The following is a 22856-nucleotide window of genomic DNA, read 5'->3' as shown; positions in this document are numbered from 1 at the left end:
ATGCATTTATGAACACAACGAAAAGACTGTTGCAGACCGGCGCTCTGACCTTGTCGCTGCTGGCCTGCAGCGTGATGGCGGCGGTATCTTCGGATGAGGCCGCCAAGCTGGGTAATACCCTGACGCCGATTGGTGCGGAGAAAGCAGGCAATGCCGATGGCAGCATTCCAGCATGGACCGGTGGTTTGCCGATCAATGCCGGGGCTGTGGATGGTGGTGGTTTCCTGGCCGATCCATTCCCCAACGAGAAGCCGCTGTTCACCATCACCGCGCAGAACGTCGAGCAGTACAAGGACAAGCTCACGCCGGGCCAGTACGCGATGTTCAAGCGTTACCCGGAAACCTACCGGATGCCGGTATTCCCAACCCACCGTACGGCGAATCTGCCGGATAACATCATTGCGGCAGCCAAACTCAATGCCACCAACACCAAGCTGATTCAGGGTGGTGAAGGCCTGGAGAATTTCCAGCTGGCCAACCCCTTCCCGATTCCCAAGGACGGTCTGGAAGCGATCTGGAACCACATCACCCGCTACCGTGGCGCCAGCGTTCGACGCCACGTCGTACAGGTGACGCCGCAGGCCAATGGCTCGTTCAGCCCGGTCAGCCTGGAAGAGGAGTTCGCCTTCCGCGGGATGATGAAGGACGTCGATACCAGCAAACCCAGCAATATCCTGTTCTACTTCAAGCAGCGGGTAACGGCGCCTTCGCGCCTGGCCGGCAACGTGCTGCTGGTGCATGAGACGATCGATCAGGTGAAGGAGCCGCGCATGGCGTGGTTGTACAACGCCGGTCAGCGCCGCGTGCGTCGTGCGCCGCAGGTGTCCTACGATGGCCCGGGTACCGCAGCCGATGGCCTGCGTACCTCGGATAACCTGGACATGTACAACGGTTCGCCGGATCGCTATGACTGGCAGTTGCTGGGCAAGAAGGAAATCTACATCCCCTACAACAGCTACCGCATCGATTCGCCGAAACTGAAGTACAGCGATATCGTCAAGGCTGGGCACTTGAACCCGGATCTGACCCGTTATGAGCTGCACCGCGTCTGGCACGTGACCGCTACCCTCAAGCAGGGCGAGCGTCACATCTATGCCAAGCGTGACTTCTATCTCGACGAGGATACCTGGCAGGCCTCTGCCATCGACCACTACGACGGTCGCGGTACCCTGTGGCGTGTAGCCGAAGCCCACGCGCAGTACTACTACGACAAGCAGGTACCTTGGTACGCGGTGGAAGTCATCCACGACCTGCTGTCCGGTCGTTACCTCGCTCTGGGTCTGAAGAACGAAGAGAAGCGTGCTTACGAGTTCGACTATCCGGCCAAGGAAAGCGATTACACCCCGGCAGCCCTGCGTCAGTCCGGCGTTCGCTGATCAGCGCATGGAGGAGAGAGAACCGGCCTCAGGGCCGGTTTTTTCTTGCCTGTAGAAACGCTCGATCGTATTCGGGGGAGACCTGCGAGCCTGTGCATGCCGGACGCATCCTGAATCATCCAGAGCGGTTATGGAGGCTTCTAAAGCGCCGGGTTACCGACTAGGCTCACCAGTCACTCTGCCCACTTCGCTGCGCCGTTCAAGATTCTGCTGATGATCGACCCTTCTCCTTCACTGCGTGCCGCTCCCATCGTCGTATCGGGCGAGGGCTGCGGGCATTTCTTTCGGCCACCTCTGCCGCAGGGCTACATAAAACGGCCACGTCTCTGTGAGCGGCTGCTGCACGGCCTGGGCGGGCGTCTGCTGTTCATCGGCGCACCTGCCGGTTTCGGCAAGAGCTCCTTGGCCATCGAGTTCTGCGAAGGCCTGCCGGCAGGCTGGCAGAGCCTGTGGCTGGGGTTGGCCAGCCGCGACAGCGATCCTGGCCGCTTTCTGGAGCGGCTTCTGGCCGGGCTGCAATCCTGTTATCCCGGCCTGGCGAGCGAGGCTGCCGGCGTGCTCAAGCTGCGCCAACGTCACCAACCGTTCGCCTTCGAAGCCTGGCTGGGCGAGCTGCTCGACGAACTGGGTGAGCGCCTGGATACCGCCAGGCCGTTACTCGTCGTCCTCGACGACTACCACTTGGCGCAGGGCGCGGTACTCGACGGTTGCCTGCAGTTCCTGCTCAATCACTTGCCTGCTGGGTTGATACTTCTGGTCACCAGCCGTCAGCGCCCTGACTGGCATCTCGCGCGTCTTCGTTTGTCACGGCAACTGCTGGAACTGCAGGAGCAGGACTTGCGTCTCGACGAGCGAGAGGTCGAGACGCTGCTGCGTGAGCGGGGTGTGAGGCTGACTGCCGCCGAGCTGGCGGAATTGCGCCTGCGCAGCGAGGGCTGGGTGGCCGGTCTGCGTCTCTGGCTACTGGCGGCCGAAGAGGGTGGGGCGGTGCGTGGGCAGGCAGGTCTGCAGGGCGCTCAGGGGTTGATTCGCGACTATCTGCTCGAAGAGGTGATCGGCCGCTAGCCACAAGCGGTACAGGCATTTCTCTACGAGACGGCAGGCCAGGAACGTATCTGTGCAGAGCTGTGCGATGCCCTGCGCGATGCACGGGACAGCAGCGAAATTCTCCGTCACCTGCAGGCCCATCAGGTCTTTCTGGTGCCCCTCGACAGCCAGGGCCGCTGGTTTCGTTATCACCATCTTTTCTCCGATCTGTTGCGTGCCCGCTCTGAGCCGGCCCTGGCCAATGGTCGACATCTGCGTGCCAGCAACTGGTTCGCTGCCCAGGGTTTGATCGGCGAGGCGGTCGAGCATGCCCTGCGTGCCGGGCAGCCAGGCGTTGCCGCACAACTGGTTCAGAACCTCTCCGAGGAACAACTGCTCGGTGAGCAGGACTTCGCCGCCTTGCTGCGCTGGAAAGCCAACCTGCCGGACAGCCTGCTGGTCAGTACGCCACGGTTGATAGCCCTGTACGGCTGGGCACTGGTGCTGGCCTGCCAGCTGGATGCCGCCGAAGATCTGATCGGGCAACTGCAGCGCTTTCTGCCAGCGCCAGATGCCGAACAGCAGCGCAACCTGATCGCGCAATGGCTGGCGCTCAGCGGGGTCATCGCGCGTGGGCGGGGTGACAGTGACAGGGCCCGACGTCACTGCGAGGCGGCTTTGCAGGATCTGCCCCTGGAACGTTATGGGCAGCGGCTGCTGTGCCTGTCCACGCTGGGCAATCTGGCCATTAGTCAGAACGACATCTGGCAGGCTCGAGCGATCAACCGCAACGCCCTGGAGCTGGCGCAGCGGGTCGGCAATCCATTGTTCGAGGCCCTGGTGCATCACGACCGGGCGCGCAGCCTGCAGGCCCGCGGCGAAGTGTCCCGGGCGCTTGGCGAAGTCGAGATCGGCCTTGCCAGGTTGCGCGGCTTGCCGGGGGACGCGTACGCCACCCGGGCACGTTTACGGCTTTATGGCGGGTATCTGCTGACCGTGCGCCTGCAGCCACAGGATGCCCGTGAGCAGTTGCGCGCCGGTGTCAGCGAGGCGCGTGCCTGTCGTGACCTGGGCGTGCTGCTCGGGCATTGCTGCCTGGCCGCGCTGGACGGCCGAGAAGGCCGCTTCGCCGAAGCATTCGCCGAACTGGCCGAGGCCGAGCGGCTGATGCACATGTGGGATGTGCCGGCGGTGTATTACCTGGCGATCATCACCCTGAGCAAATGCGAACTCTGGCTGCTTCAGGGCCAGACCGAGCTGGCTGCGGTCTGGCTGCAGCGCCTGGCCGAAACCTACGGTGGAGAACAGGCTGCGGCAGCGCCGGAGTTCCAGCCTCAGTTGCACCTGCACATCGCCTTGCTGCAAGGCGTTCTGGCGACCACCCAGGGCCGTGCAGAGGCGGCCGAGCGATTCTTTTCCGGGCTGGCGAAAACCGGCATCGATAGCCTGCCAGGGACGACGGCACGGGTGCAGATGATCCTGCTGTTGCGGCGTGCCGGCCGCGAGCATGAGGCACGCATGCAACTGCGAGGTTGTGTGCAGGCATTGGCAGGTGGTGCGCTGCTGCCGTTTCGGCAACTGCTGGAACAGGAACCGCAATGGCTTGGCGAGCGCCTGCGCGAGTACCCGAACTGCCCGCTGTGCCTGTCGCTGCTGGAGCAGTTGCCCGCTGCGGTGGTTCTGCCCACCGCGGGTTGCGAAGGGCTGAGCACTCGCGAGCTGGCGGTACTGCAACTGATCGCGCAGGGGTGTTCCAACCAGCAGATCAGCGAGCGGCTGTTCATTTCCCTGCACACGGTGAAAACCCACGCACGCCATATCAATGGCAAGCTCAACGTGCAGCGCCGCACCGAGGCCGTGGCCCGAGCACAGGTGCTGGGGCTGCTGAATTCCTGACCACCGGCTGCAAGCGTGAAGCCCCGCTTTACGGCTAGAATCCGCCCTTGGCCCGCCACCTGCTTTACAGGAACGCCCATGCAAGCTTCACGACCTAGCCTGATCCGCGAAACCTTTCCCGTCGGCCCGTTGCAGTGCAACTGCACGATCATCGGTGATCCTTTGACCGGCAAGGCCATCGTCGTCGATCCGGGCGGCAATCCGGAGTTGATCATGGCGCGCCTGGAGGTGCTGGGCCTGAAAGTGGTGAGCATCATCCATACCCATGCGCACCTCGATCACTTTCTCGCCTCCGGACAGATGAAAGAAAAGACCGGTGCAACCCTGCACCTGCACAAGGACGATCAGTTTCTCTGGGACAACCTGGAGATGCAGTGCCAGATGTTCGGCGTGCCCTACACGCCCGTACCTGCGCCTGACCAGTGGCTGGCCGATGACGAGGCGCTCGCCTGCGGCTGTGGCGTGGCGCTGCATACGCCGGGTCATACACCGGGTTCGATGAGCTTCTGGTTCCCGGAGGCCAAGTTGCTGATTGCCGGCGATACGCTGTTTCGCCGGGGCATCGGGCGGACCGATCTGTGGGGCGGTGACTACGCCACCATCGAACGCTCGATCAAGCAGCGATTGTATCGCCTGGACGAGGAAGCGACCGTGGTCACCGGCCATGGCGCGGACACCCGGCTGGGCGATGAGATGCGCGAGAACCCCTTCGTGCGGGCTTGAAAAACAAGTCGTTACAGATTTTTCCCTTTGCAGTTGTTAGGCTGCGTCAGGAACTTGGCGCTTTTTCGTGGTTCGAAGCCGCGGGCCAAGCCTGACATCTACACGCAACGACACAAGGGAATCATCATGAACAACTGCCGCTCTCTGATGGCTGCTATCGCTGTATTGGCCATTCTCTCCGGCTGTACGGCCAACCCCTATACCGGCGAAAGCCAGGCCGGCAAGGCTGGGATCTATGGCGGCGTTGGTGCCCTGGCAGGTGCGGCTGTCGGTGCCGCGACCTCGAGCAAGAAGGATCGCAAGAAAGGTGCGCTGATCGGAGCTGCCGTCGGTGGCGCGGCGGGCGGTGGCTACGGTTACTACGTCGATACTCAGGAAGCCAAGCTGCGTCAGCAGCTGCAAGGCACGGGCGTTCAGGTGCAGCGCAACGGCAACGACCTGACGCTGATCATGCCGGGCAATATCACGTTCGCCAGCAACTCGGCGGACATTTCCAGCAGCTTCTACCCGACGCTGAATTCGCTGGTGCTGACCTTCAAGGAATTCAACAAGAACGGCGTGAATATCGTCGGTCATACCGATAGCACCGGTTCTGCCGATCTCAACCAGAACCTGTCTACCCGCCGTGCCCAGAGCGTTGCCTCGTACCTGTCGGCCAATGGTGTCGACTCGTCGCGCATCTCCTCTTACGGAGCCGGCCCCAACCAGCCTATCGCCAGCAATGCCAATGAAGCTGGCCGCGCGCAGAATCGCCGGGTGGAGATCAATCTGCGTCCGCTGTAAGAATCCAAGGCTCATCAGAAACCCCGCCCCGGCGGGGTTTTTTGATGCCTGTGATTCTGCAGGCTGGCACGTGGCTATGTGGCCGGGCAAGGCTAGACTGGTGAGAGGAATGGTCGAACCCGGCGCGAGCTTGTCGATGCCGTCAGGCGTCGAAGCTCGCTGCGGGACGCAGTCATGGGCATGGAGGTAGGTGTGCAGGATCAGGATAAGACGCTGGGAATCCTCGTCGTCGATGACCGCTGGGACAACCTGGAGGACATGCAGGAGCTGCTGGAGGATATTGGCCGGCCGGTGCACTGCCTCGACTCCGGCGCCAAGGCCCTGGAATTTCTGGCACAGGGGCAGGTGGGGCTGGTGCTGCTCGATGTGCAAATGCCACGCATGGACGGTTTCGAGGTGGCGCGACGCATGCGCGATGATCCGCGTACGCGCTTCACGCCGATCATCTTCATCTCCGGGATGATCCAGACCGATGACGTCCTCAGTCAGGGCTACGGCGCCGGTGCGGTGGATTTCATTTCCAAGCCGGTGCAGCCGGCGATCCTGCTGCACAAGGTGCGTGCGCTGCTCGAGCGTGAACAGTATCGCAGCGGCCTGTTGCGCCTCAGCCAGCAACTGGAGCGCGAGCGCGCCTTCAATGCTTCGATTCTCGACAACACCGCCGAAGGCATCATGGTGGTGGGCGACGATGGGCGCGTGCGCTTCGCCAACCCGGCGATCGCCAGAATGCTCGGTTGTCAGGACGCCGAGCTGGCCGGCAGCGAGCTGCTGACCTGGATCGATACGCCCCGCGAGGAACGCTGGCAAGCGTCGAGCTTCTACCAGCATTGGCTGCGTCGGGAGAACCTGCGTCTGCACGATGCCAACCTGCGTACCCGGGATGGACAGCGTGTGCCGGTAGCGCTGTCTTGCTCGCCGCTGCCCGATGAGCAGAACGCGATGATTCTGCTTGCGCTGGACATGTCGGTGGTTCGCGACCTGCATCAACAGCTCGAGTCGCTGGCCATCACGGATGCGCTGACGGGGTTACTCAACCGGCGCGGTTTTCTTCAGGAGCTGCAGGCTGCGATCTCGCGCAACGAGCGCACCGGTCAGAAGGCCGCGTTGCTCTACCTCGATCTGGATGGCTTCAAGCACATCAACGACACCCTGGGGCACGAGATGGGCGATCAGGTACTGCGCTGGGTCAGTGTGCAGCTCAAGACCTGCCTGAGGCCCTACGACCATCTGGCGCGCATCGGGGGCGACGAGTTCACGGTGATCATCGACAGCCTGGGCAGTCCGGCCGATGCCGCGTCAGTGGCGGAGAAACTGATCGAGCAGGTCTCCAGTGAGCAGCGTTTCCAGGGCGAGTCGTTCAGTCTGGGCGTCAGCATCGGTATCGCCTTGCTGCCCGCCGATGGCAAGACCATCGAAGAGGTGCTGCGCGCCGCCGATACCGCGATGTACGCGGCCAAGCGCGGCGGGCGGCGGCAGTTCTGCTTTTACGGTGCCGAGCTGCAGCCGCTGAGCTGACGGCTCAGGGATGCTGCTGGTGCAGCCGTTCCAGCTGGACGTCCTTGTCGTGCCAGAGCGCGTTGATCCATTGCTGGAATTCCTTGCGATAGGCTTCGTCCTGATCATAGGCGCGACCGATGAAGTGCGTGGGGATCGGTAGCTGCTCGATGAGTACCACCACTTCTTCCAGCTGGCCACTCAGCAGCGCCCAGAATCCTGGGCTGCCCTTGGGATAATGCAGGGTGACGTTGATGATGCCGTGCAGTTGCTCGCCCATGGCATCGAGTACGAAGGCCAGGCCACCCGCCTTGGGCTTCAACAGATAACGGTAGGGGGACTGCTGTTCTCGGTGCTTGGCCGGCGTCAGCCGCGTGCCTTCGACGAAGTTGAAGATGCCGACAGGGTTGTGTCGGAATTTGGCGCAGGTACGCCGGGTGGTCTGCAGGTCCTTGCCTTTCTTCTCCGGGTGCCTGGCCAGGTACTCCTTGGAGTAGCGCTTCATGAACGGGAAACCCAGCGCCCACCAGCACAGCCCGATTACCGGTACCCAGATCAACTCCTGCTTGAGGAAGAACTTCAGCGGGCGGATTCGTCTGTTGAACAGGTACTGCAGCACCAGAATATCCACCCAGCTCTGATGGTTGCTGGTCACCAGGTAGGAGTGCTGATAGTCGAAACCCTGTGCCCCCTCGACGTGCCAGCGAGTGTTGCCCAGCACCTGCATCCAGACCTTGTTGCAGCTGATCCAGCCTTCCTGGATGAAGGCCATCGACCGGTCGCAGGCCCGCTGCACGACAGCCAATGGCAGGAGGATGCGCAGCAGGGTGACGGCAAACAAAGGCCAGCACCAGAACAGCGTGTTGACGGCTAGCAGGACACTGCCCAGCAGACCGAGCAGGGGGGCAGGCAGAAAATGCAGCATGGATGCGCGGACCTCGTGCAGGTTGAGCCGCGGCCATGGCTCGGCGGCAATTGCCGCACAGGTTAACGATTGGTGATGGAACTGCAAGCCGATCCGAGCGCGAACCGCATTGGCTGCGCTCGAACTGGCGGAGCCTCACTGGCGCATGTTGGCGGCCTGAATCGCGGTGAGCGCGATGGTGAAGACGATATCGTCGACCAGCGCTCCGCGGGACAGGTCGTTCACCGGCTTGCGCAGGCCCTGCAGCATGGGGCCGACGCTGATGCAGTCGGCGCTGCGTTGCACGGCCTTGTAAGTGGTGTTGCCGGTATTCAGGTCCGGGAATATGAACACCGTGGCGCGGCCGGCCACCGGACTGTTGGGCGCCTTCTGCCGGCCCACGCTTTCGATGGCGGCGGCGTCGTACTGCAAGGGGCCATCGAGGAGCAGATCCGGGTTGGCCTTGCGCGCCAGACGGGTCGCCTCGCGGACCTTCTCCACTTCCTCACCGCTGCCGGAGTCGCCGGTGGAGTAGCTGAGCATGGCCACGCGCGGTGGAATACCGAAGGCCTGTGCCGAACTGGCGCTCTGCAGGGCGATTTCGGCCAGTTGTTCTGCGTTGGGGTCCGGATTGACCGCGCAATCACCGTAGACCAGAACCTGATCAGGCAGCAGCATGAAGAACACCGAAGACACCAAGTTGTAGCCCGGTGCGGTCTTGATCAACTGCAGCGCCGGGCGGATGGTATTGGCCGTTGTGTGCACCGCGCCGGACACCAGGCCGTCGACCTCGTCCAGGGCCAGCATCATGGTACCTAGCACCACGGTGTCTTCGAGCTGAGCGCTGGCCATGGGGGCGTTGAGGCCCTTGCCCTTACGCAGCTCGACCATCGGCTCGACATAACGCTCGCGGATCAGATCCGGGTCGAGAATCTCCAGGCCCGGTGGCAGCTCGATGCCCTGAGCCTGCGCCACTGCATGCACTTCTTCGGGTTTGGCCAGCAGCACGCAGCGGGCGATGCCGCGTGCCTGACAGATGGCCGCGGCCTGCACGGTGCGCGGCTCGGCGCCTTCGGGCAGGACGATGCGCTTGTTGGCTGCCTTGGCCTGTTGCACCAGCTGGTAGCGAAACGCGGGGGGCGACAGGCGCAGTTCACGGGGGCTGCCGCAGCGGGCGGCAAGCCAGTCGTGGTCGAGGTGGCTGGCTACGAAGTCGGCGACCTTCTCGGCACGCTCCTTGTCGTCGACCGGAATTTCCTTGTTCAGCCGGTTGAGGTTGGTGGCGGTATCGTAGGAGCCGGTACTTACGGTCATCACCGGCAGGCCGCTCTGCAGCGCGCCACGGCATAGCTCCATGATGCGCGGGTCAGGGGCGAAGTCACTGCACAGCAACAGGCCGGCCAGTGGCATGCCGTTCATGGCCGCCAGGCTGGCCGCGAGAATGATGTCGTCGCGATCGCCTGGCGTCACCACCAGCGTGCCGGGCTTGAGCAACTGTACGGTGTTGGCCACGGCGCGGGCGCAGAGCACGATTTTCAGCATGCGGCGCTGTTCGTAGTCACCGGCGTTCAGCACACGGGCGCCGAGCAGTTCGGCGATATCGCGGGTGCGCGGTGCATTCAATTCGTCGAGCCAGGGAATGCAGCCGAGCAGGCGGAATTCCGGATGACGCAGCAGCGAGGAGTGCTCGCGCAGGCGTGCAGCGAACGCTTCCAGACCGTCGTCACTGCGGATCTTGTTGAGGATCACCCCGAGTACTTTGGGGTCTTTCGGCCCGCCGAACTGCTGGGCCTGGATTTCCACGCGGTCGCACAGCTCGCTGAGGCTTTCCTGCTCTGGGGCGGAGACCAGAATCACGTCGGCATCCAGGCTCTTGGCCAGATGGAAGTTGACCCGTGCCGCGTAGCTGGCCTGGCGGGTTGGCACCATGCCTTCGACGATCACCACGTCCTTGTCCTTGGCGGCCTCCTGATAGAGGCTGATGATTTCCTCGAGCAACTCGTCCAGGTCGCCATCGCCCAGGCGGCGCTCGACGTGAGCGAGCGCCAGCGGCTTGGGCGAGTGCAGGCCATGGGTGCGGGCGACCAGTTCGCTGGAGCGCTCGGGACCGGCGTCGCCCTGGTGTGGCTGGGCGATCGGCTTGAAGAAACCGACCTTGAGACCGGCCCTTTCCAGGGCGCCTACCAGGCCCAGGCTGATGGAGGTGAGGCCGACCCCGAAGCCGGTCGGGGAAATGAAGAAGGTGTGCATGGGGTTCTCCGTGTCAGTCGAGCAGCGCCAGTGTGTCGAGGGCGATCTGTCGCTCTTCGTTGGTGGGCACCACCAGCACCCGAATATGGTCTTGCGCATGGATAGGCCCGCTGACGCCACGCAGGCAGCGCGCGTTGGCCGTGGCGTCCAGTTTCAGGCCGAGCAGGCTCAGGTGGGCGACCGTCTTGCTGCGGATCAGTGGCGAGTTTTCGCCGATGCCGCCGGTGAAGATCAGCCCGTCCAGACGCGGCAGGGCGCAGCTCATGGCCGCTAGGGATTTGGCCAGCCGGTAGCAGAACACCTCGATGGCCAGGGTCGCGCCGGCATGCCCTTCTTCACGGGCCTGTTCGAGGCTGCGCATGTCGTTGGAGAGGCCGGACAGACCGAGCAGGCCGCTGTCGTGGTTGAGCATGCGATCGATCTGCTCCAGGCTCCAGCCCAGGGTGCGCGAGAGGTGGCTGTGCAGGTTGGGGTCAACGTCACCGCTGCGGGTGCCCATCACCAGCCCCTCCAGTGGGGTCAGCCCCATGCTGGTATCGCGGCTCTGGCCGTTGACCACGGCGCAGGTCGAACAGCCATTGCCCAGGTGGGCGACCAGCCATGCGCTGTCGTCGATGGGCAGGCCGGTCAGCTCGGCAGCGCGGGCGCTGACGAAGCGGTGGCTGGTGCCGTGGAAACCGTAGCGGCGTACGCCGTGGTCGCGGTACAGATGTTCCGGCACGGCGTAGCGGTAGGCATGCTCGGGCAGGCTCTGGTGAAAGGCGGTGTCGAACACCGCGACCTGAGGCAGTTGTGGGTACAGCGCCAGCGCGGCTTCGATGCCTAGCAGGCCCGCAGGGTTGTGCAGTGGCGCCAGGGGTGCCACCGCACGGATCGCCGCGATCACTTCATCGTCCAAGCGCTGGGCGCTGGTGAAGTGTTCGCCACCATGCACCACCCGGTGGCCGATGCCATGCAGATGGCCGCCGGTGGCTTCCTGCACCCGCGCAAGCAGGTGGGCGAGGGCTGCACGGTGATCGTCACCGGCAATCGCCTGACTGTGCTTGATGCCATCGCGCTGCCAGTGCAGAACGGCATCTGCGCTACCGAGACGTTCGGCCAGGCCGCTGATGGCGAACTGGGTCTGGTCGGGATCGACCAGCGCGAACTTGATGGAGGAGCTACCGCAGTTGATCACCAGAATATTGCGTGCGGGCATTCAGAAGTCCTTAGGCGTTTCGGCTAGCGCTGCGACACACCAGCCACAGGTGAAGTTCGTGCCGATACGTGTGCGCCGTTGCACGGCATCGAGCACCCAGGCGCGATTTTGCCAGGGAGGCTGATGGCGCAGGTGTTGAGTATGGCCACAAGATAAGACAGCCACCCAGTGACCGTCATGATCCTGCTCAAAACCGACCAGGGTAATGCCCGATGCGGCCCGCCCGTCTGGGGTTGGGTCGCTTTCGCATCGTCCCTTGGTTACAATCTCACGTTCATTTTCCTCGAGCAAAAGGTTCGCCCCATGCAGATCGCCGCCAACAAGGCCGTTTCCATCGACTATACCCTGACCAACGATGCCGGTGAGGTAATCGATAGTTCCGCTGGCGGCGCGCCGCTGGTTTACCTGCACGGCGCTGGCAACATCATCGTCGGTCTCGAGAAGGCACTGGTCGGCAAGCAGGCCGGGGACGAAGTCAATGTCTCCGTCGAGCCGGAAGAAGCCTACGGCGAATACAGCGCTGAGCTGGTCGCCACCCTGAACCGCTCGATGTTCGAAGGCGTCGACGAACTGGAGGTCGGCATGCAGTTCCACGCATCCGGCCCGGACGGCGGCATGCAGATCGTCACCATCCGTGAGCTGGACGGCGACGACGTGATCGTCGACGGCAACCACCCGCTGGCCGGCCAGCGCCTGACCTTCGCGGTCAAGGTCGTCGACGTGCGTGATGCCAGCGCCGAAGAAGTCGCCCACGGTCACGTGCACGGCGAAGGTGGTCACCACCACTGATCCGTATGTCGGCAGTCGATCTTTCGCTGCTGGCCGCTGGTCACCCCTGACTGCTAAGCTGCAGTCACGAAAAGGCGCCTTTTTCGGCGCCTTTTTCGTCTCTTCTTCATCCGTATTAGCGTTACCCGGAGCACACCATGAGCGCCTTTCACGACCTGACACTGCACGCACTGGATGGCCAGGAGCTGCCTTTGGCTCCGCTCAAGGGCAAAGTCGTGCTGGTGGTCAATGTGGCCTCGAAGTGCGGGCTTACGCCGCAGTATGCGGGGCTGGAGCGCTTGCAGCAGGCGTATGCAGCCCAGGGTTTCAGTGTACTGGGTGTGCCGTGCAATCAGTTCGCGGGCCAGGAGCCGGACAGTGAGTCGGCGATCGCGCAGTTCTGCAGCCTGAACTACGGGGTCACCTTCCCGCTGAGCAGCAAGCTCGAAGTCAACGGCAGTAGCCGCCATCCCCTGTATCGACTGCTGGCCGGCGAGGGCGCCGAGTTTCCCGGTGACATCACCTGGAACTTCGAGAAGTTTCTGGTCGGCCAGGATGGTCGCGTGCTGGCGCGCTTCTCGCCGCGCACCGCTCCGGATGATCCTGCCCTGATCCAGGCCATCGAGAAAGCGCTGGCCTGAATGACACAGGCCGCCGATCAGGCGGCCTGTCTCGTATGCGGCCCCAGCTTGGGCTGGCTTAATGCGCCCGCTTCGTCTCGATCGCTACCGCGGCGGTACGCGCAGCGCTTTGCCTGTCGTTGCCATGGATCGCGCCGTGCAGGTGGTTTTCGAACTCTTCGATGATCGATGCCCAGCTCTGTCTGGCCGCGTGCCGGCGCGCATTGAGACGCACCCGGCGCAGGTTCTCCCTGTCTTCGATCAACCAATTGGCGGCTTCGATGAAGGTACGCTGGTCATCGGCGCTGGCCAGCATGCCGGAGTGGCCGTGCTCGACGTGTTGAGCGGCTGCCGCTTGATCGAAGGCGACTACCCCCAGCCCTGCTGCCATGGCCTCGAGCAACACATTGCCGAACGTCTCGGAGAGGCTGGGAAACAGGAACAGATCGCCGCTGGCGTAGTGCTCGGCCAGGGTTTCGCCACGCTGTATGCCGCAGAACAGCGCATCCGGCAGTTGCCGCTGCAGGCTGTCGCGCTGCGGGCCGTCACCCACCACGATCAGCTTGAGCCGCTGCCCTGCACGTTGTCGCTGCAGGGCCTGGAAGGTGCTCACCAGCAGATCCAGATTCTTTTCCGCAGCCAGCCGGCCGACGTGCAGCACGGCGATATCCTGCTCATCGAGGCCCCAGCTGCGGCGTAATTCGTCACTGCGCCGGGCCGGGTTGAACAGGTGGGCATCGACGCCACGGGCAAGCAGCTCCAGGCGCTCGAAACCGCGACGCTGCAGTTCGCAGCGCTGGCTGAGGCTAGGCACCAGGGTCATGCGTGAGGCGTTGTGAAACCAGCGCAGGTAGTTGGTCAGCAGCCGGGTCAGCAAGGTGATGCCGTAATGCCCGGTGTATTGCTGAAAGTTGGTGTGAAAGCCGCTGATCACCGGGATGCGCAGGCGCCGAGCGGCTCTCAGGGCGGACAGGCCCAGCGGCCCTTCGGTGGCGATGTAGAGCACATCCGGGCGCTGCCTGCGCCACAGGCGCAGCAGCTTGTGACGTGCCGACTGGCCCCATTGCAGGCCCCGGTAGCCGGGTAGCGGCCAGCCGCGGGTGAGCAGCAGGTCGTCATCGTTGATCGCGGTTGCATCGGCGGCCTGTCGGGGCCGGATCAGTTGCAGGCGATGACCGCGCGCGCGCAGCCCGGTGACCAGATGGCCGAGGGTATTGGCCACCCCATTGATTTCCGGGCTGAAGGTTTCGCTGACCAGGGCGATGAATAGCGGGGGAGTGCTCATGACAGCAGTCTGGGCCGCTGTCATGTAGCGTTTGTGACATCAGTGTGGCGTTTTCGTGACAGCCCGCGCGCCATCGCTGACGCCGCCCTCGCGCACCCAGAACAGGGTCGCGCCTGCAACAGCGGCGGGCATCATCAGGATATTGACGAAGGGAATCAGCAGCGCGGCATAGGTGATGCCACCGAAACCCAGTGACTGCCAGCGTTTTTCACGCAGCCAGGCGAGCATGTCCTGCCAGCTCACCTTGTTGTTGTCCGCCGGGTAATCGATGTACTGGATGGCCATCATCCACACGCCGAACAGCAGCCACAGCGGCGCGGCCACCAGGTTGACCACCGGGATGAAGGAGAGGACCAGCAGGCCCAGCGCCCGGGGCAGGAAGTACGCCAGCTTGCGCGCCTCGCGGCCCAGGGTGCGCGGTACCATGGCAAGCAGCTCGGCCCAACTGAACGGCGGGAAATTGTCCTCGCCACGTACCACCACCTCGACCTTCTCGGCGAGAAAGCCATTGAACGGTGCCGCGACGATATTGGCCAGCATGGTGAAGGTGAAGAACACCATCAGCACCACCAGAACCACGAACAGCGGCCAGAGAATGTACTGCAGGAAGCTCAGCCAGTTGGGCAGGCTCGGCATGAAGGCGTCTACCCAGCCGCTGAACTGCTGAATGGCGAAGCCGATCATCAGGCTGAACAGGATTAGGTTGATCGCCAGGGGCAGCAGCACGAACAGTCGCAGGCCGGGGCTCAATACCAGCTTCAGGCCCTCGCTGAGGTATTGCGGGCCGGACAGCACGGGGGCGCGCATGACAATGTCTCCAGAAAATGAACGTCGCGCGACCTTACCCATTTTGCCGCCCCTGGGAAAGCGCGACGGCGTTACCACCGGCGTCATAGGCCACGGCTATGCGCGGGATTGGCAAAGGACATTTCCGTCCCTGTCCAGGTGGCCCGTAGTCTTCTCGCATCCCTTTGCGGAGCCACTTCTGGCAGATTCCTGCCCGTTGCCGAAGGCTCCCTTTCCCGGCAGATGTGCCGTGAGGAGTTTGCGATGTCCAGTGTGCGCCATGCGCGTGTGATCATTCTCGGGTCCGGCCCTGCCGGCTACAGCGCGGCGGTGTATGCTGCACGTGCCAATCTCAGGCCACTGCTGATCACCGGGTTGCAGGCCGGCGGCCAACTGACCACTACCACGGAAGTGGACAACTGGCCCGGCGATGCCCATGGCCTGACCGGTCCAGATCTGATGCAGCGCATGCAGATCCACGCCGAGCGGTTCGAGACCGAAGTCGTCTACGACCATATCCAGGCAGTTGATCTGGCTGCGCGACCTTTCACCCTGGTTGGCGACAGCGTGTCCTACACGTGCGATGCACTGATCATCGCTACGGGAGCGAGCGCCCGTTATCTGGGGCTGGCCAGCGAGCAGGCGTTCATGGGCAAGGGCGTATCCGCCTGTGCCACGTGCGACGGTTTCTTCTACCGCAATCGCGAGGTCGCGGTGGTCGGCGGTGGCAATACGGCCGTGGAGGAAGCGTTGTACCTGGCCAATATCGCCAGTCGGGTGACGCTGATTCACCGGCGCGACGGCTTCCGGGCGGAAAAGATCCTGCAGGACAAACTGCAGGCTCGGGTTGCCGAGGGGCGCATCGTGCTGGCACTGAATGCCGAGGTGGATGAGGTGCTCGGTGATGCGTCGGGCGTTACCGGGGTGCGCTTGCGCGAGCGCGAAGGTGGCAGCCGGGACTTGCAGGTGGACGGGCTGTTCGTGGCCATAGGGCACACGCCGAACACCGCACTCTTCGACGGTCAGTTGGCGCTCCGAGAGGGGTATCTGCAGGTCAATGGCGGCCGTGACGGCAATGTCACCGCCACCAGCATCGCTGGGGTATTCGCCGCCGGTGACGTAGCGGACAGCGTTTACCGGCAGGCCATTACCTCGGCGGGGGCTGGTTGCATGGCGGCTCTGGACGTGGAACGCTATCTGGATGGGCTCTGATCGTCGAAACTAGGCCGCATCGCTCCGGACGAGTGCTGAACGAAAATGCCCGTATCGATCGATACGGGCATCTTTTATCCGGCTCCGATACAGGTTTACAGATCGAAATCGTATTCGGCCAACTGCTTGTGCAGGCGTCGCTCCTCGAGAAAGTTGTCGATGATGCGTCGCTTGGTCAGGTTGGTTTTCGCCACTTCCACGGGCGCTTCGCTGTTGTCCGTTTCGTCACTGACGAAGTCGTCTTCCAGTTCCAGGTCTTCTTTGCCGTTGCTCATGCGCTTCACTCCCGGCTACAGGGGCCATTTGCCGACCTTATAAGGGCAAACGTGAAGCGAGTAAAAAAGATTTTTTCAATCGACTCATACAAGAACTGTATGAAGCCTCAATCGTCGGAGGTTTTCAGTTTGTATTCGCACAGGTCCTCGATCCGGCAACTGCCGCAGCGCGGCTTGCGCGCCTGGCAAACGTAGCGTCCGTGCAGGATCAACCAGTGGTGGGCATCGAGGAGGAAATCCCTGGGTACGAACTTCAGCAGTTTCTTCTCCACCTCCACCACATTCTTGCCTGGAGCGATGCCGGTGCGATTGCTGACCCGGAAAATGTGCGTGTCCACCGCCATGGTCAACTGTCGAAAAGCGGTATTGAGCACCACGTTGGCGGTCTTGCGACCGACGCCTGGCAGCGCCTCCAGCGCTTCACGGGATTGCGGAACCTGGCTGCCGTGCAGCTCGACGAGCATGCGGCAGGTCTCGATGACGTTTTTGGCCTTGCTGTTGTACAGGCCGATGGTCTTGATGTATTCGCTGAGCCCTTCGACGCCCAGGGCCAGAATCGCTTCCGGGGTATTGGCCACCGGATAGAGTTTGGCGGTGGCCTTGTTGACCCCGACATCGGTGGCCTGAGCGGACAGAATCACCGCGATCAGCAGTTCGAAGGGTGTGCTGTAGGCCAGCTCGGTCTTCGGCTCCGGGTTGTCTTCGTGCAGGCGGCGGAAGATTTCAAGGCGTTTGGCGGCGTTCATCGTCAGGGCGGTTCACGGTAGTCGGCGCGCTCTAGGTGGCGCTGATATGCGCTTGCAGCCGGCGTTCGGCGACGGCAAGGCGTTCGAGTGCTGCATTCAGGGTGTCGCTTTCGGTGTCAGCGCTGCGTTGCAGTCTGCTCAGGTCGGCACGGGCGTAGGCCAGGTCGGTTTTCAGCTGGCGCAGTTCGGCGCTCACGCCGGCCTTGTCGACCAGTACGCGCTGGGGCGCGGGTTTGCCACAGCGCTGCTCGGCATCGTGCAGCGCCTGTTGCGCCGCGGCGTAGTCTGCCCGCAAGGTACTCAGCAGGGCGTCATCGACGCCTCGACGTTCGCCGGACTGCAGCGCTGCGCGGCGGTTGGCGACTTCGATCTTGGCCTGTTTCAGCGCCTGCTCCCCGGCATCGGATGTCTTGTCGGAGGGGGTGGGCAGTCGCTCGTCCAACTGCCGTTGTGCCTTCTCGGCTGCCTGGCGCAGTGTATCGAGCTGTCGTCGCTGGTGGGCATCGGGCGCTTCGCCAAAGGCCTTGAGTGCTTTCTGCAACTGCGCACGGCTCATCGCCGCATCGATCTTCGCCCGTTTCAACGCGCCATCGTCGCTGGCTGCCGCGACTGTGAGCGCTGATGGCACGGCGTGCTGAGCGACCTGGAGTGCCGCTGCGGCTTGCTCGCTGGCATGTTGCAGGGCATCGAGCTGCGCCGTGAACGGTGAGTCGGGGTGCATGGCCACCTGCTTGCGGATCTTCTCGTAGGCGACCTTGGCCATCGACGCTTCGATTTTCAGACGCTTGAGGCGTGCGGCCTGATCGTCATCGCTGGTGGCACGGCTAACCGCAGTTTCCGCCTGGGCGCGCGCGACCGGTGTGCTGCGTGCCGCGCGGCGGCGGGCATCGTCGCGGGCCTGGCGGGCCAGGCGTGCCTGATGGCGAGCACGAAACTGGTCGGCACGTTCGCGCTGAATGCTCGCCTGCGGCGCAGTCAGGGTGATCAGGTCGATGCAGTCCACCGGGCAGGGCGCGATGCACAGTTCGCAACCCGTGCATTCGTCGCTGATCACCGTATGCATCAGCTTGGCGGCGCCGACGATGGCATCCACCGGGCAGGCCTGGATGCATTTGGTGCAGCCGATGCACTCGGCTTCGCGGATCACCGCGATCTGCGCGGGTGTCGCCGGTAGCGCCAGTGGCAATTCCGGAACCTGCAGCAGGTTGGCCAGTGCGTGGATGGTGGCGGTGCCACCTGGCGGACACTTGTTGATCGCTTCGCCTGCAGCGATGCCCTCGGCATAGGGCTGGCAGCCCGGGTGGCCGCATTTACCGCATTGCGTCTGCGGTAGCAGGGCGTCTATGGCCGCGATGCGCAGGGCGTTGCTCATGGTCGAGGCACGCGGCGTCGCTCGCACGGGGTCGGCCCGTGGGAGCGCATGCAGGAAAGGTCGCGAGATTCGATCATGGGTGTTGCTGGTCTGGCTGAAACGTTGGCCGTGCATTATCCGGCATGCGCCGCGCCCGGTACAGCAGCACGGCGTCGCCTGGGCTCACTCAGACCTTGTTGCGGGCGCGGCTGGCCTTGCGCCACAGCCAGCGGACCAGCAGGGCCAGCGGGAACAGGATGATCACGAAGGGAATGCCGTAGCCGAGCAGCTTGAGGGCTTCCGTAGCGCCTTCGGTGGCGTTGTCGAGCATGCCGCCAGCGGCTTCGCCAATACGTGCCAGGCGGCCGATCGGTTCGCCCTCGGTACTGAAACTCAGGGTCAGCAGGTTGGTGGTAAGACGGCGCTGCTGCTGGGCAGACTGCTGGGCCGCGCCCGCCAGCTGCACCTCCACCTCGGCCAGTTCCCGGGCCAGGGCGAGCATGTCGCTGACGCTGAGGTCTCCACGGGCCTGATACTGCAGCAGGGTTTTCTGCTGGCGTTCCAGGCGCTGGCGTTGCTGCTCGGTATCGCTGACGGCCTGGGCGAGGTCCTCGGCCCGGGTGTGACGGCTCTGCAGCTCGCCGCCTTCGCCGGCAAAGCCAACCAGCGGCTCGACGCCCGCCGGAGCGATGCGCACGGTAATGCTGGCTGCCTGGTAGTGGCCCTGGCTCTGCTCGATGGCCAGCAGGTCGCACTGGCCGAAGCGCTGGCTGCTGCACGCTTCACGCACGGCCGCCAGGCGCGGTTCGACCTGCTCGACGGGGAGGCGAATGCCCACGCTGTGCTCGTAGGCGAGGAACGCGCCCAGCTGCGCGGTTTCACCCAATAGCGCCGCGCCAGCGGGCGAGCGGCTGTCGCCGGACGGCGAGCAACCGCCGAACAACAGCAGCGAGGCGAAGAGGGCGAGCAGTGGGGGACGATTGAGAAACATCCTTGTACCTCGAGAGCTGTTGACGGTGTTGCTCCGCGCCTGCCAGGGCAGCATCAAGGCGGAGGTGGGGCGCATTCCGATCGTTGCTCACGCTCTGCGTGGCAATGCCTCTCGGATGCACTATGTCCGATACTCAGTACATAAGGTGGATCGTGGCGCGTAGCTGAGGCTTTACCCAGCCACAATCTCGCGGTCAAAGCGGTGGATGAAAAGAGCGTCATCCACCCTACGGCCACTAATGCGCTTACTTGACGCGCTGACCCGGCTTGGCGCCGCTGTCCGGGCTGAGCAGGTAGATTTCTTCGCCGCCAGGGCCTGCAGCCAGCACCATGCCTTCCGACACGCCGAACTTCATCTTGCGTGCGGCCAGGTTGGCCACGTACAGCGTCAGGCGACCTTCGAGCTTGCTTGGGTCCGGATAAGCGCTCTTGATGCCGGAAAACACGTTGCGCTTCTCGTCACCGATATCCAGGGTGAGGCGCAGCAGCTTGTCGGCACCTTCCACGAACTCGCACTTCTCGATCAGCGCGATACGCAGGTCGACCGCCGCGAAGGCGTCGAAGGCGATTTCGGCGGCCAGCGGATCCTTCGTCAGTTCGCCATTGCCTCGGGGAGCGTCCTGCTGGGCGGCGGCGGCCAGGTCTTCCTTGGAGGCTTCGACCATGGCGTCGACCTTGGCCGCTTCGATGCGGCTGAGCAGTGGGGTGAACGGATTCAACTGATGATCGGCCAGTGGCGTGGCCAGGTCATCCCAGGCCAGCGGTGCGACGTTGAGGAAGGCTTCGGCATCGCGCGCCAAATGCGGCAGCACCGGCTTGAGGAAGATCACCAGTTGACGGAACAGGTTGACGCCCAAAGAACAGACCGCCTGCACCTCGTCGGCCTTGCCTTCCTGCTTGGCCAGCGACCATGGCGCCTTGTCGGCGATCCAGGCATTGGCCCGGTCGGCCAGGGCCATGATTTCACGCATGGCGCGAGCGAAGTCGCGGCTCTCGTAGGCTTCGGCGATGCTCGGTGCGGCGCTCTGGAAAGCATTCCACAGCTCAGGTTCGGGGTTGGCCGCCAGCAGCACGCCGGCATTGCCCTTGTGGATGAAACCGGCGCAACGGCTGGCGATGTTGACCACCTTGCCGACCAGGTCCGAATTGACCTTCTGGATGAAGTCCTCGAGGTTCAGGTCGAGGTCATCGACGCCACGCCCGAGCTTGGCCGCGTAGTAGTAGCGCAGATATTCCGGGTTGAGGTGATCCAGATAGGTGCGCGCCTTGATGAAGGTGCCGCGCGACTTGGACATCTTCTGTCCGTTCACGGTCAGGTAGCCGTGCACGTTGATGGCGGTCGGTTTGCGGTAGCCGGCACCTTCGAGCATGGCAGGCCAGAACAGGGCGTGGAAGTTGACGATGTCCTTGCCGATGAAGTGATACACCTCGGCGTTGGAATCCTTCTTCCAGAACGCGTCGAAATCCAGTTCCGGGCGACGTGCGCAGAGGTTCTTGAAGCTGGCCATGTAGCCGATCGGCGCATCCAGCCAGACGTAGAAATACTTGCCCGGCTCGTCGGGAATCTCGAAGCCGAAGTAGGGTGCATCACGGCTGATGTCCCACTCGTGCAGGCCGCCATCGAGCCATTCGGCGAGCTTGTTGGCGACCGAGTCCTGCAGCGTGCCGCTACGCGTCCATTTCTGCAGCATGTCCTGGAACTGCGGCAGCTTGAAGAAGAAATGCTTGGAGTCCTTGAGCACCGGCACCGCACCGGAAATAGCCGAACGCGGGTCTTTCAGTTCGGTGGGCTCGTAGGTGGCCCCGCATTTTTCGCAGTTGTCGCCGTACTGGTCGGGTGTCGCGCATTTCGGGCAGGTGCCCTTGATGAAACGGTCGGCCAGGAACATGCCTTTTTCCGGGTCGAAATACTGGGTCACCGAGCGAGTGGCAATGTGGCCATTGTCACGCAGCGCCTTGTAGATCGACTCCGACAGCTCGCGGTTTTCCGGCGAGTGGGTGGAGTGGAAGTTGTCGAACTCCACCAGGAAGTCGGCGAAGTCACCGCTGTGCTCGGCCTTGACGCCGTCGATCAGCTGTTCGGCGGTGATGCCTTCCTTTTCTGCACGCAGCATGATGGCCGAGCCGTGGGCATCGTCCGCGCAGACGTAGATGCACTGGTTGCCGCGCAGTTTCTGGTAGCGCACCCACATGTCGGTCTGGATGTACTCGAGCATGTGGCCAAGGTGGATCGAACCGTTGGCGTAGGGCAGGGCGCTGGTAACGAGAATCTGGCGAGCTTGGGACATTGTCAGGCTGTCATCGGGTGAAGGGAGGTCGGTCACTATAAAGTAACCGGGCGCGTTCCGGCCAGCGGGCAAATAGCGCTGACATCGACTTGAATTTAGAGGCGTAAGCGGGTTCCAACGGGAACCTTCCGCTCCCAGCAAGGAGATGAACCATGCCTGCAGTTTTACGTCCGCTCGCCTGTGCCACCGCTCTGGCTCTGTTGGTTGGCTGTGCCTCGAACAACCCCTACGACAACGCCGGTGGTGGCGCAGCCAGCGGCGGTGGCCACCGTACTGCCACCTACGGCGGCCTGGCGGCGCTTGCCGGTGCGGCGGTCGGCGCTGCAATCAGCCACGATGACCGCGGCAAGGGCGCTGCAATCGGTGCCGTGCTCGCCGGCGCTGCGGGTGCCGGCTACGGCTACTACGCCGACCGTCAGGAGGCCGAGCTGCGCCGCAGCATGGAGGGCACTGGTGTCGAGGTGCAGCGTCAGGGGGATGACATCAAGCTGATCATGCCCGGCAATATCACCTTCGCCACCGACTCCGCGGATATCGCGCCCAGCTTCTATGCACCGCTGAACAACCTGGCGACCTCGTTCCAGCAGTTCCAGAACAACAGCATCGAGATCGTCGGTTACACCGACAGCACCGGTTCACGTCAGCACAACATGGCGCTGTCCCAGCGTCGTGCGCAGAGCGTGACCAGCTACCTGACCGCCCAGGGCATCGACGGCAGCCGCCTGTCCAGCCGCGGTGCCGGCCCGGACCAGCCGATCGCCGACAACGCCACTGCCGATGGGCGTGCGCAAAACCGTCGCGTCGAGGTGAATCTCAAGCCGCTGCCCGGTCAGCCCGTGCAATGAGCATCGCAGGCTGGGGGCCTGCGGGTCTCCGGTCTGCATC

19 protein-coding genes and 1 pseudogene are annotated in these 22856 nt (G+C 63.5%); 9 read left to right on the top strand and 11 right to left on the bottom strand.

Annotated elements, in window-relative coordinates; all coding sequences use genetic code 11:
- Positions 1-8 precede the first annotated feature (8 nt).
- The 5 genes and pseudogenes from ACT9T4_RS06790 to ACT9T4_RS06770 all read left to right on the top strand — a co-directional run bounded on the left by ACT9T4_RS06790 (position 9) and on the right by ACT9T4_RS06770 (position 7319).
- Complete coding sequence (locus tag ACT9T4_RS06790) at positions 9-1376, top strand: DUF1329 domain-containing protein (protein WP_179537528.1); 1368 nt, start codon at positions 9-11, stop codon at positions 1374-1376.
- A gap of 213 nt (positions 1377-1589) precedes the next feature.
- Positions 1590-4298 (top strand): annotated as a pseudogene (locus tag ACT9T4_RS06785) (winged helix-turn-helix domain-containing protein).
- A gap of 78 nt (positions 4299-4376) precedes the next feature.
- Positions 4377-5021, top strand: coding sequence for an MBL fold metallo-hydrolase (locus ACT9T4_RS06780; RefSeq protein ID WP_042555220.1), 645 nt, complete (start codon positions 4377-4379; stop codon positions 5019-5021).
- A gap of 126 nt (positions 5022-5147) precedes the next feature.
- The gene (locus tag ACT9T4_RS06775; protein WP_042555221.1) at positions 5148-5804 is read left to right on the top strand and encodes a YiaD family glycine zipper/OmpA-like lipoprotein; all 657 of its coding nucleotides are present in this window, start codon (positions 5148-5150) and stop codon (positions 5802-5804) included.
- A gap of 192 nt (positions 5805-5996) precedes the next feature.
- Positions 5997-7319, top strand: coding sequence for a GGDEF domain-containing response regulator (locus ACT9T4_RS06770; RefSeq protein WP_231570200.1), 1323 nt, complete (start codon positions 5997-5999; stop codon positions 7317-7319).
- Positions 7320-7323: 4 nt separating this feature from the next.
- Here ACT9T4_RS06770 and yihG read toward each other — a convergent pair whose 3' ends face one another.
- From yihG to ACT9T4_RS06750, 4 genes are all read right to left on the bottom strand, one after another.
- The gene (gene yihG, locus ACT9T4_RS06765; RefSeq protein WP_499116171.1) at positions 7324-8223 is read right to left on the bottom strand and encodes a 1-acylglycerol-3-phosphate O-acyltransferase, YihG family; all 900 of its coding nucleotides are present in this window, start codon (positions 8221-8223) and stop codon (positions 7324-7326) included.
- Between the two features lie 135 nt (positions 8224-8358).
- Positions 8359-10452 (bottom strand): phosphate acetyltransferase, encoded by a 2094-nt coding sequence (gene pta, locus ACT9T4_RS06760; RefSeq protein WP_042555223.1) that lies wholly within the window; start codon positions 10450-10452, stop codon positions 8359-8361.
- A 13-nt stretch (positions 10453-10465) separates the two neighbouring features.
- On the bottom strand, positions 10466-11650 hold the full coding sequence (locus tag ACT9T4_RS06755) for an acetate kinase (protein WP_042555224.1): 1185 nt from the start codon (positions 11648-11650) through the stop codon (positions 10466-10468).
- Entirely contained in the window at positions 11651-11815 is a 165-nt protein-coding gene (locus ACT9T4_RS06750; protein ID WP_413694640.1) for a DUF3565 domain-containing protein, read from the bottom strand.
- 138 nt (positions 11816-11953) lie between these two features.
- Between ACT9T4_RS06750 and ACT9T4_RS06745 the strand changes: the two genes are divergently transcribed.
- Positions 11954-12439 carry an FKBP-type peptidyl-prolyl cis-trans isomerase gene (locus ACT9T4_RS06745; RefSeq protein WP_042555353.1) on the top strand — a complete coding sequence of 162 codons (486 nt, stop codon included), beginning with the start codon at positions 11954-11956 and terminating at the stop codon, positions 12437-12439.
- Positions 12440-12576: 137 nt separating this feature from the next.
- A complete protein-coding gene (locus ACT9T4_RS06740; RefSeq protein WP_042555225.1) occupies positions 12577-13059 on the top strand; it encodes a glutathione peroxidase in 483 nt (160 codons plus the stop codon).
- Between the two features lie 58 nt (positions 13060-13117).
- Here the strand turns inward: ACT9T4_RS06740 and ACT9T4_RS06735 are convergent, their stop codons facing one another.
- Together ACT9T4_RS06735 and cysZ are read right to left on the bottom strand one after the other, a co-directional pair.
- A complete protein-coding gene (locus tag ACT9T4_RS06735; RefSeq protein WP_499116170.1) occupies positions 13118-14323 on the bottom strand; it encodes a glycosyltransferase family 4 protein in 1206 nt (401 codons plus the stop codon).
- A 39-nt stretch (positions 14324-14362) separates the two neighbouring features.
- On the bottom strand, positions 14363-15130 hold the full coding sequence (gene cysZ, locus ACT9T4_RS06730) for a sulfate transporter CysZ (RefSeq protein ID WP_499116169.1): 768 nt from the start codon (positions 15128-15130) through the stop codon (positions 14363-14365).
- Positions 15131-15373: 243 nt separating this feature from the next.
- Here cysZ and trxB point away from each other — a divergent pair, with 243 nt between their 5' ends.
- A complete protein-coding gene (gene trxB, locus ACT9T4_RS06725; RefSeq protein ID WP_499116168.1) occupies positions 15374-16321 on the top strand; it encodes a thioredoxin-disulfide reductase in 948 nt (315 codons plus the stop codon).
- 95 nt (positions 16322-16416) lie between these two features.
- On the opposite strand, the gene ACT9T4_RS06720 is transcribed toward trxB, so the two are convergent.
- The 5 genes from ACT9T4_RS06720 to metG all read right to left on the bottom strand — a co-directional run bounded on the left by ACT9T4_RS06720 (position 16417) and on the right by metG (position 21971).
- The gene (locus ACT9T4_RS06720; protein WP_042555228.1) at positions 16417-16596 is read right to left on the bottom strand and encodes a PA3496 family putative envelope integrity protein; all 180 of its coding nucleotides are present in this window, start codon (positions 16594-16596) and stop codon (positions 16417-16419) included.
- A 107-nt stretch (positions 16597-16703) separates the two neighbouring features.
- Positions 16704-17342 carry an endonuclease III gene (gene nth / locus ACT9T4_RS06715; RefSeq protein ID WP_042555229.1) on the bottom strand — a complete coding sequence of 213 codons (639 nt, stop codon included), beginning with the start codon at positions 17340-17342 and terminating at the stop codon, positions 16704-16706.
- Positions 17343-17373: 31 nt separating this feature from the next.
- Positions 17374-18714, bottom strand: a complete 1341-nt coding sequence (locus ACT9T4_RS06710) for an RnfABCDGE type electron transport complex subunit B (protein WP_042555355.1) — start codon at positions 18712-18714, stop codon at positions 17374-17376.
- Positions 18715-18880: 166 nt separating this feature from the next.
- Positions 18881-19684 (bottom strand): DUF4349 domain-containing protein, encoded by an 804-nt coding sequence (locus ACT9T4_RS06705; RefSeq protein WP_042555230.1) that lies wholly within the window; start codon positions 19682-19684, stop codon positions 18881-18883.
- Positions 19685-19928: 244 nt separating this feature from the next.
- On the bottom strand, positions 19929-21971 hold the full coding sequence (metG, locus tag ACT9T4_RS06700) for a methionine--tRNA ligase (RefSeq protein WP_042555231.1): 2043 nt from the start codon (positions 21969-21971) through the stop codon (positions 19929-19931).
- Positions 21972-22123: 152 nt separating this feature from the next.
- Between metG and ACT9T4_RS06695 the strand changes: the two genes are divergently transcribed.
- Positions 22124-22816, top strand: coding sequence for a YiaD family glycine zipper/OmpA-like lipoprotein (locus ACT9T4_RS06695; RefSeq protein ID WP_499116166.1), 693 nt, complete (start codon positions 22124-22126; stop codon positions 22814-22816).
- Positions 22817-22856 lie beyond the last annotated feature (40 nt).

It is taken from the genome of Pseudomonas sp. SZ40 (assembly GCF_052958135.1).
Note: the sequence above shows the minus strand (reverse complement) of the source record. Positions and strands in the feature narration are given on the sequence as shown.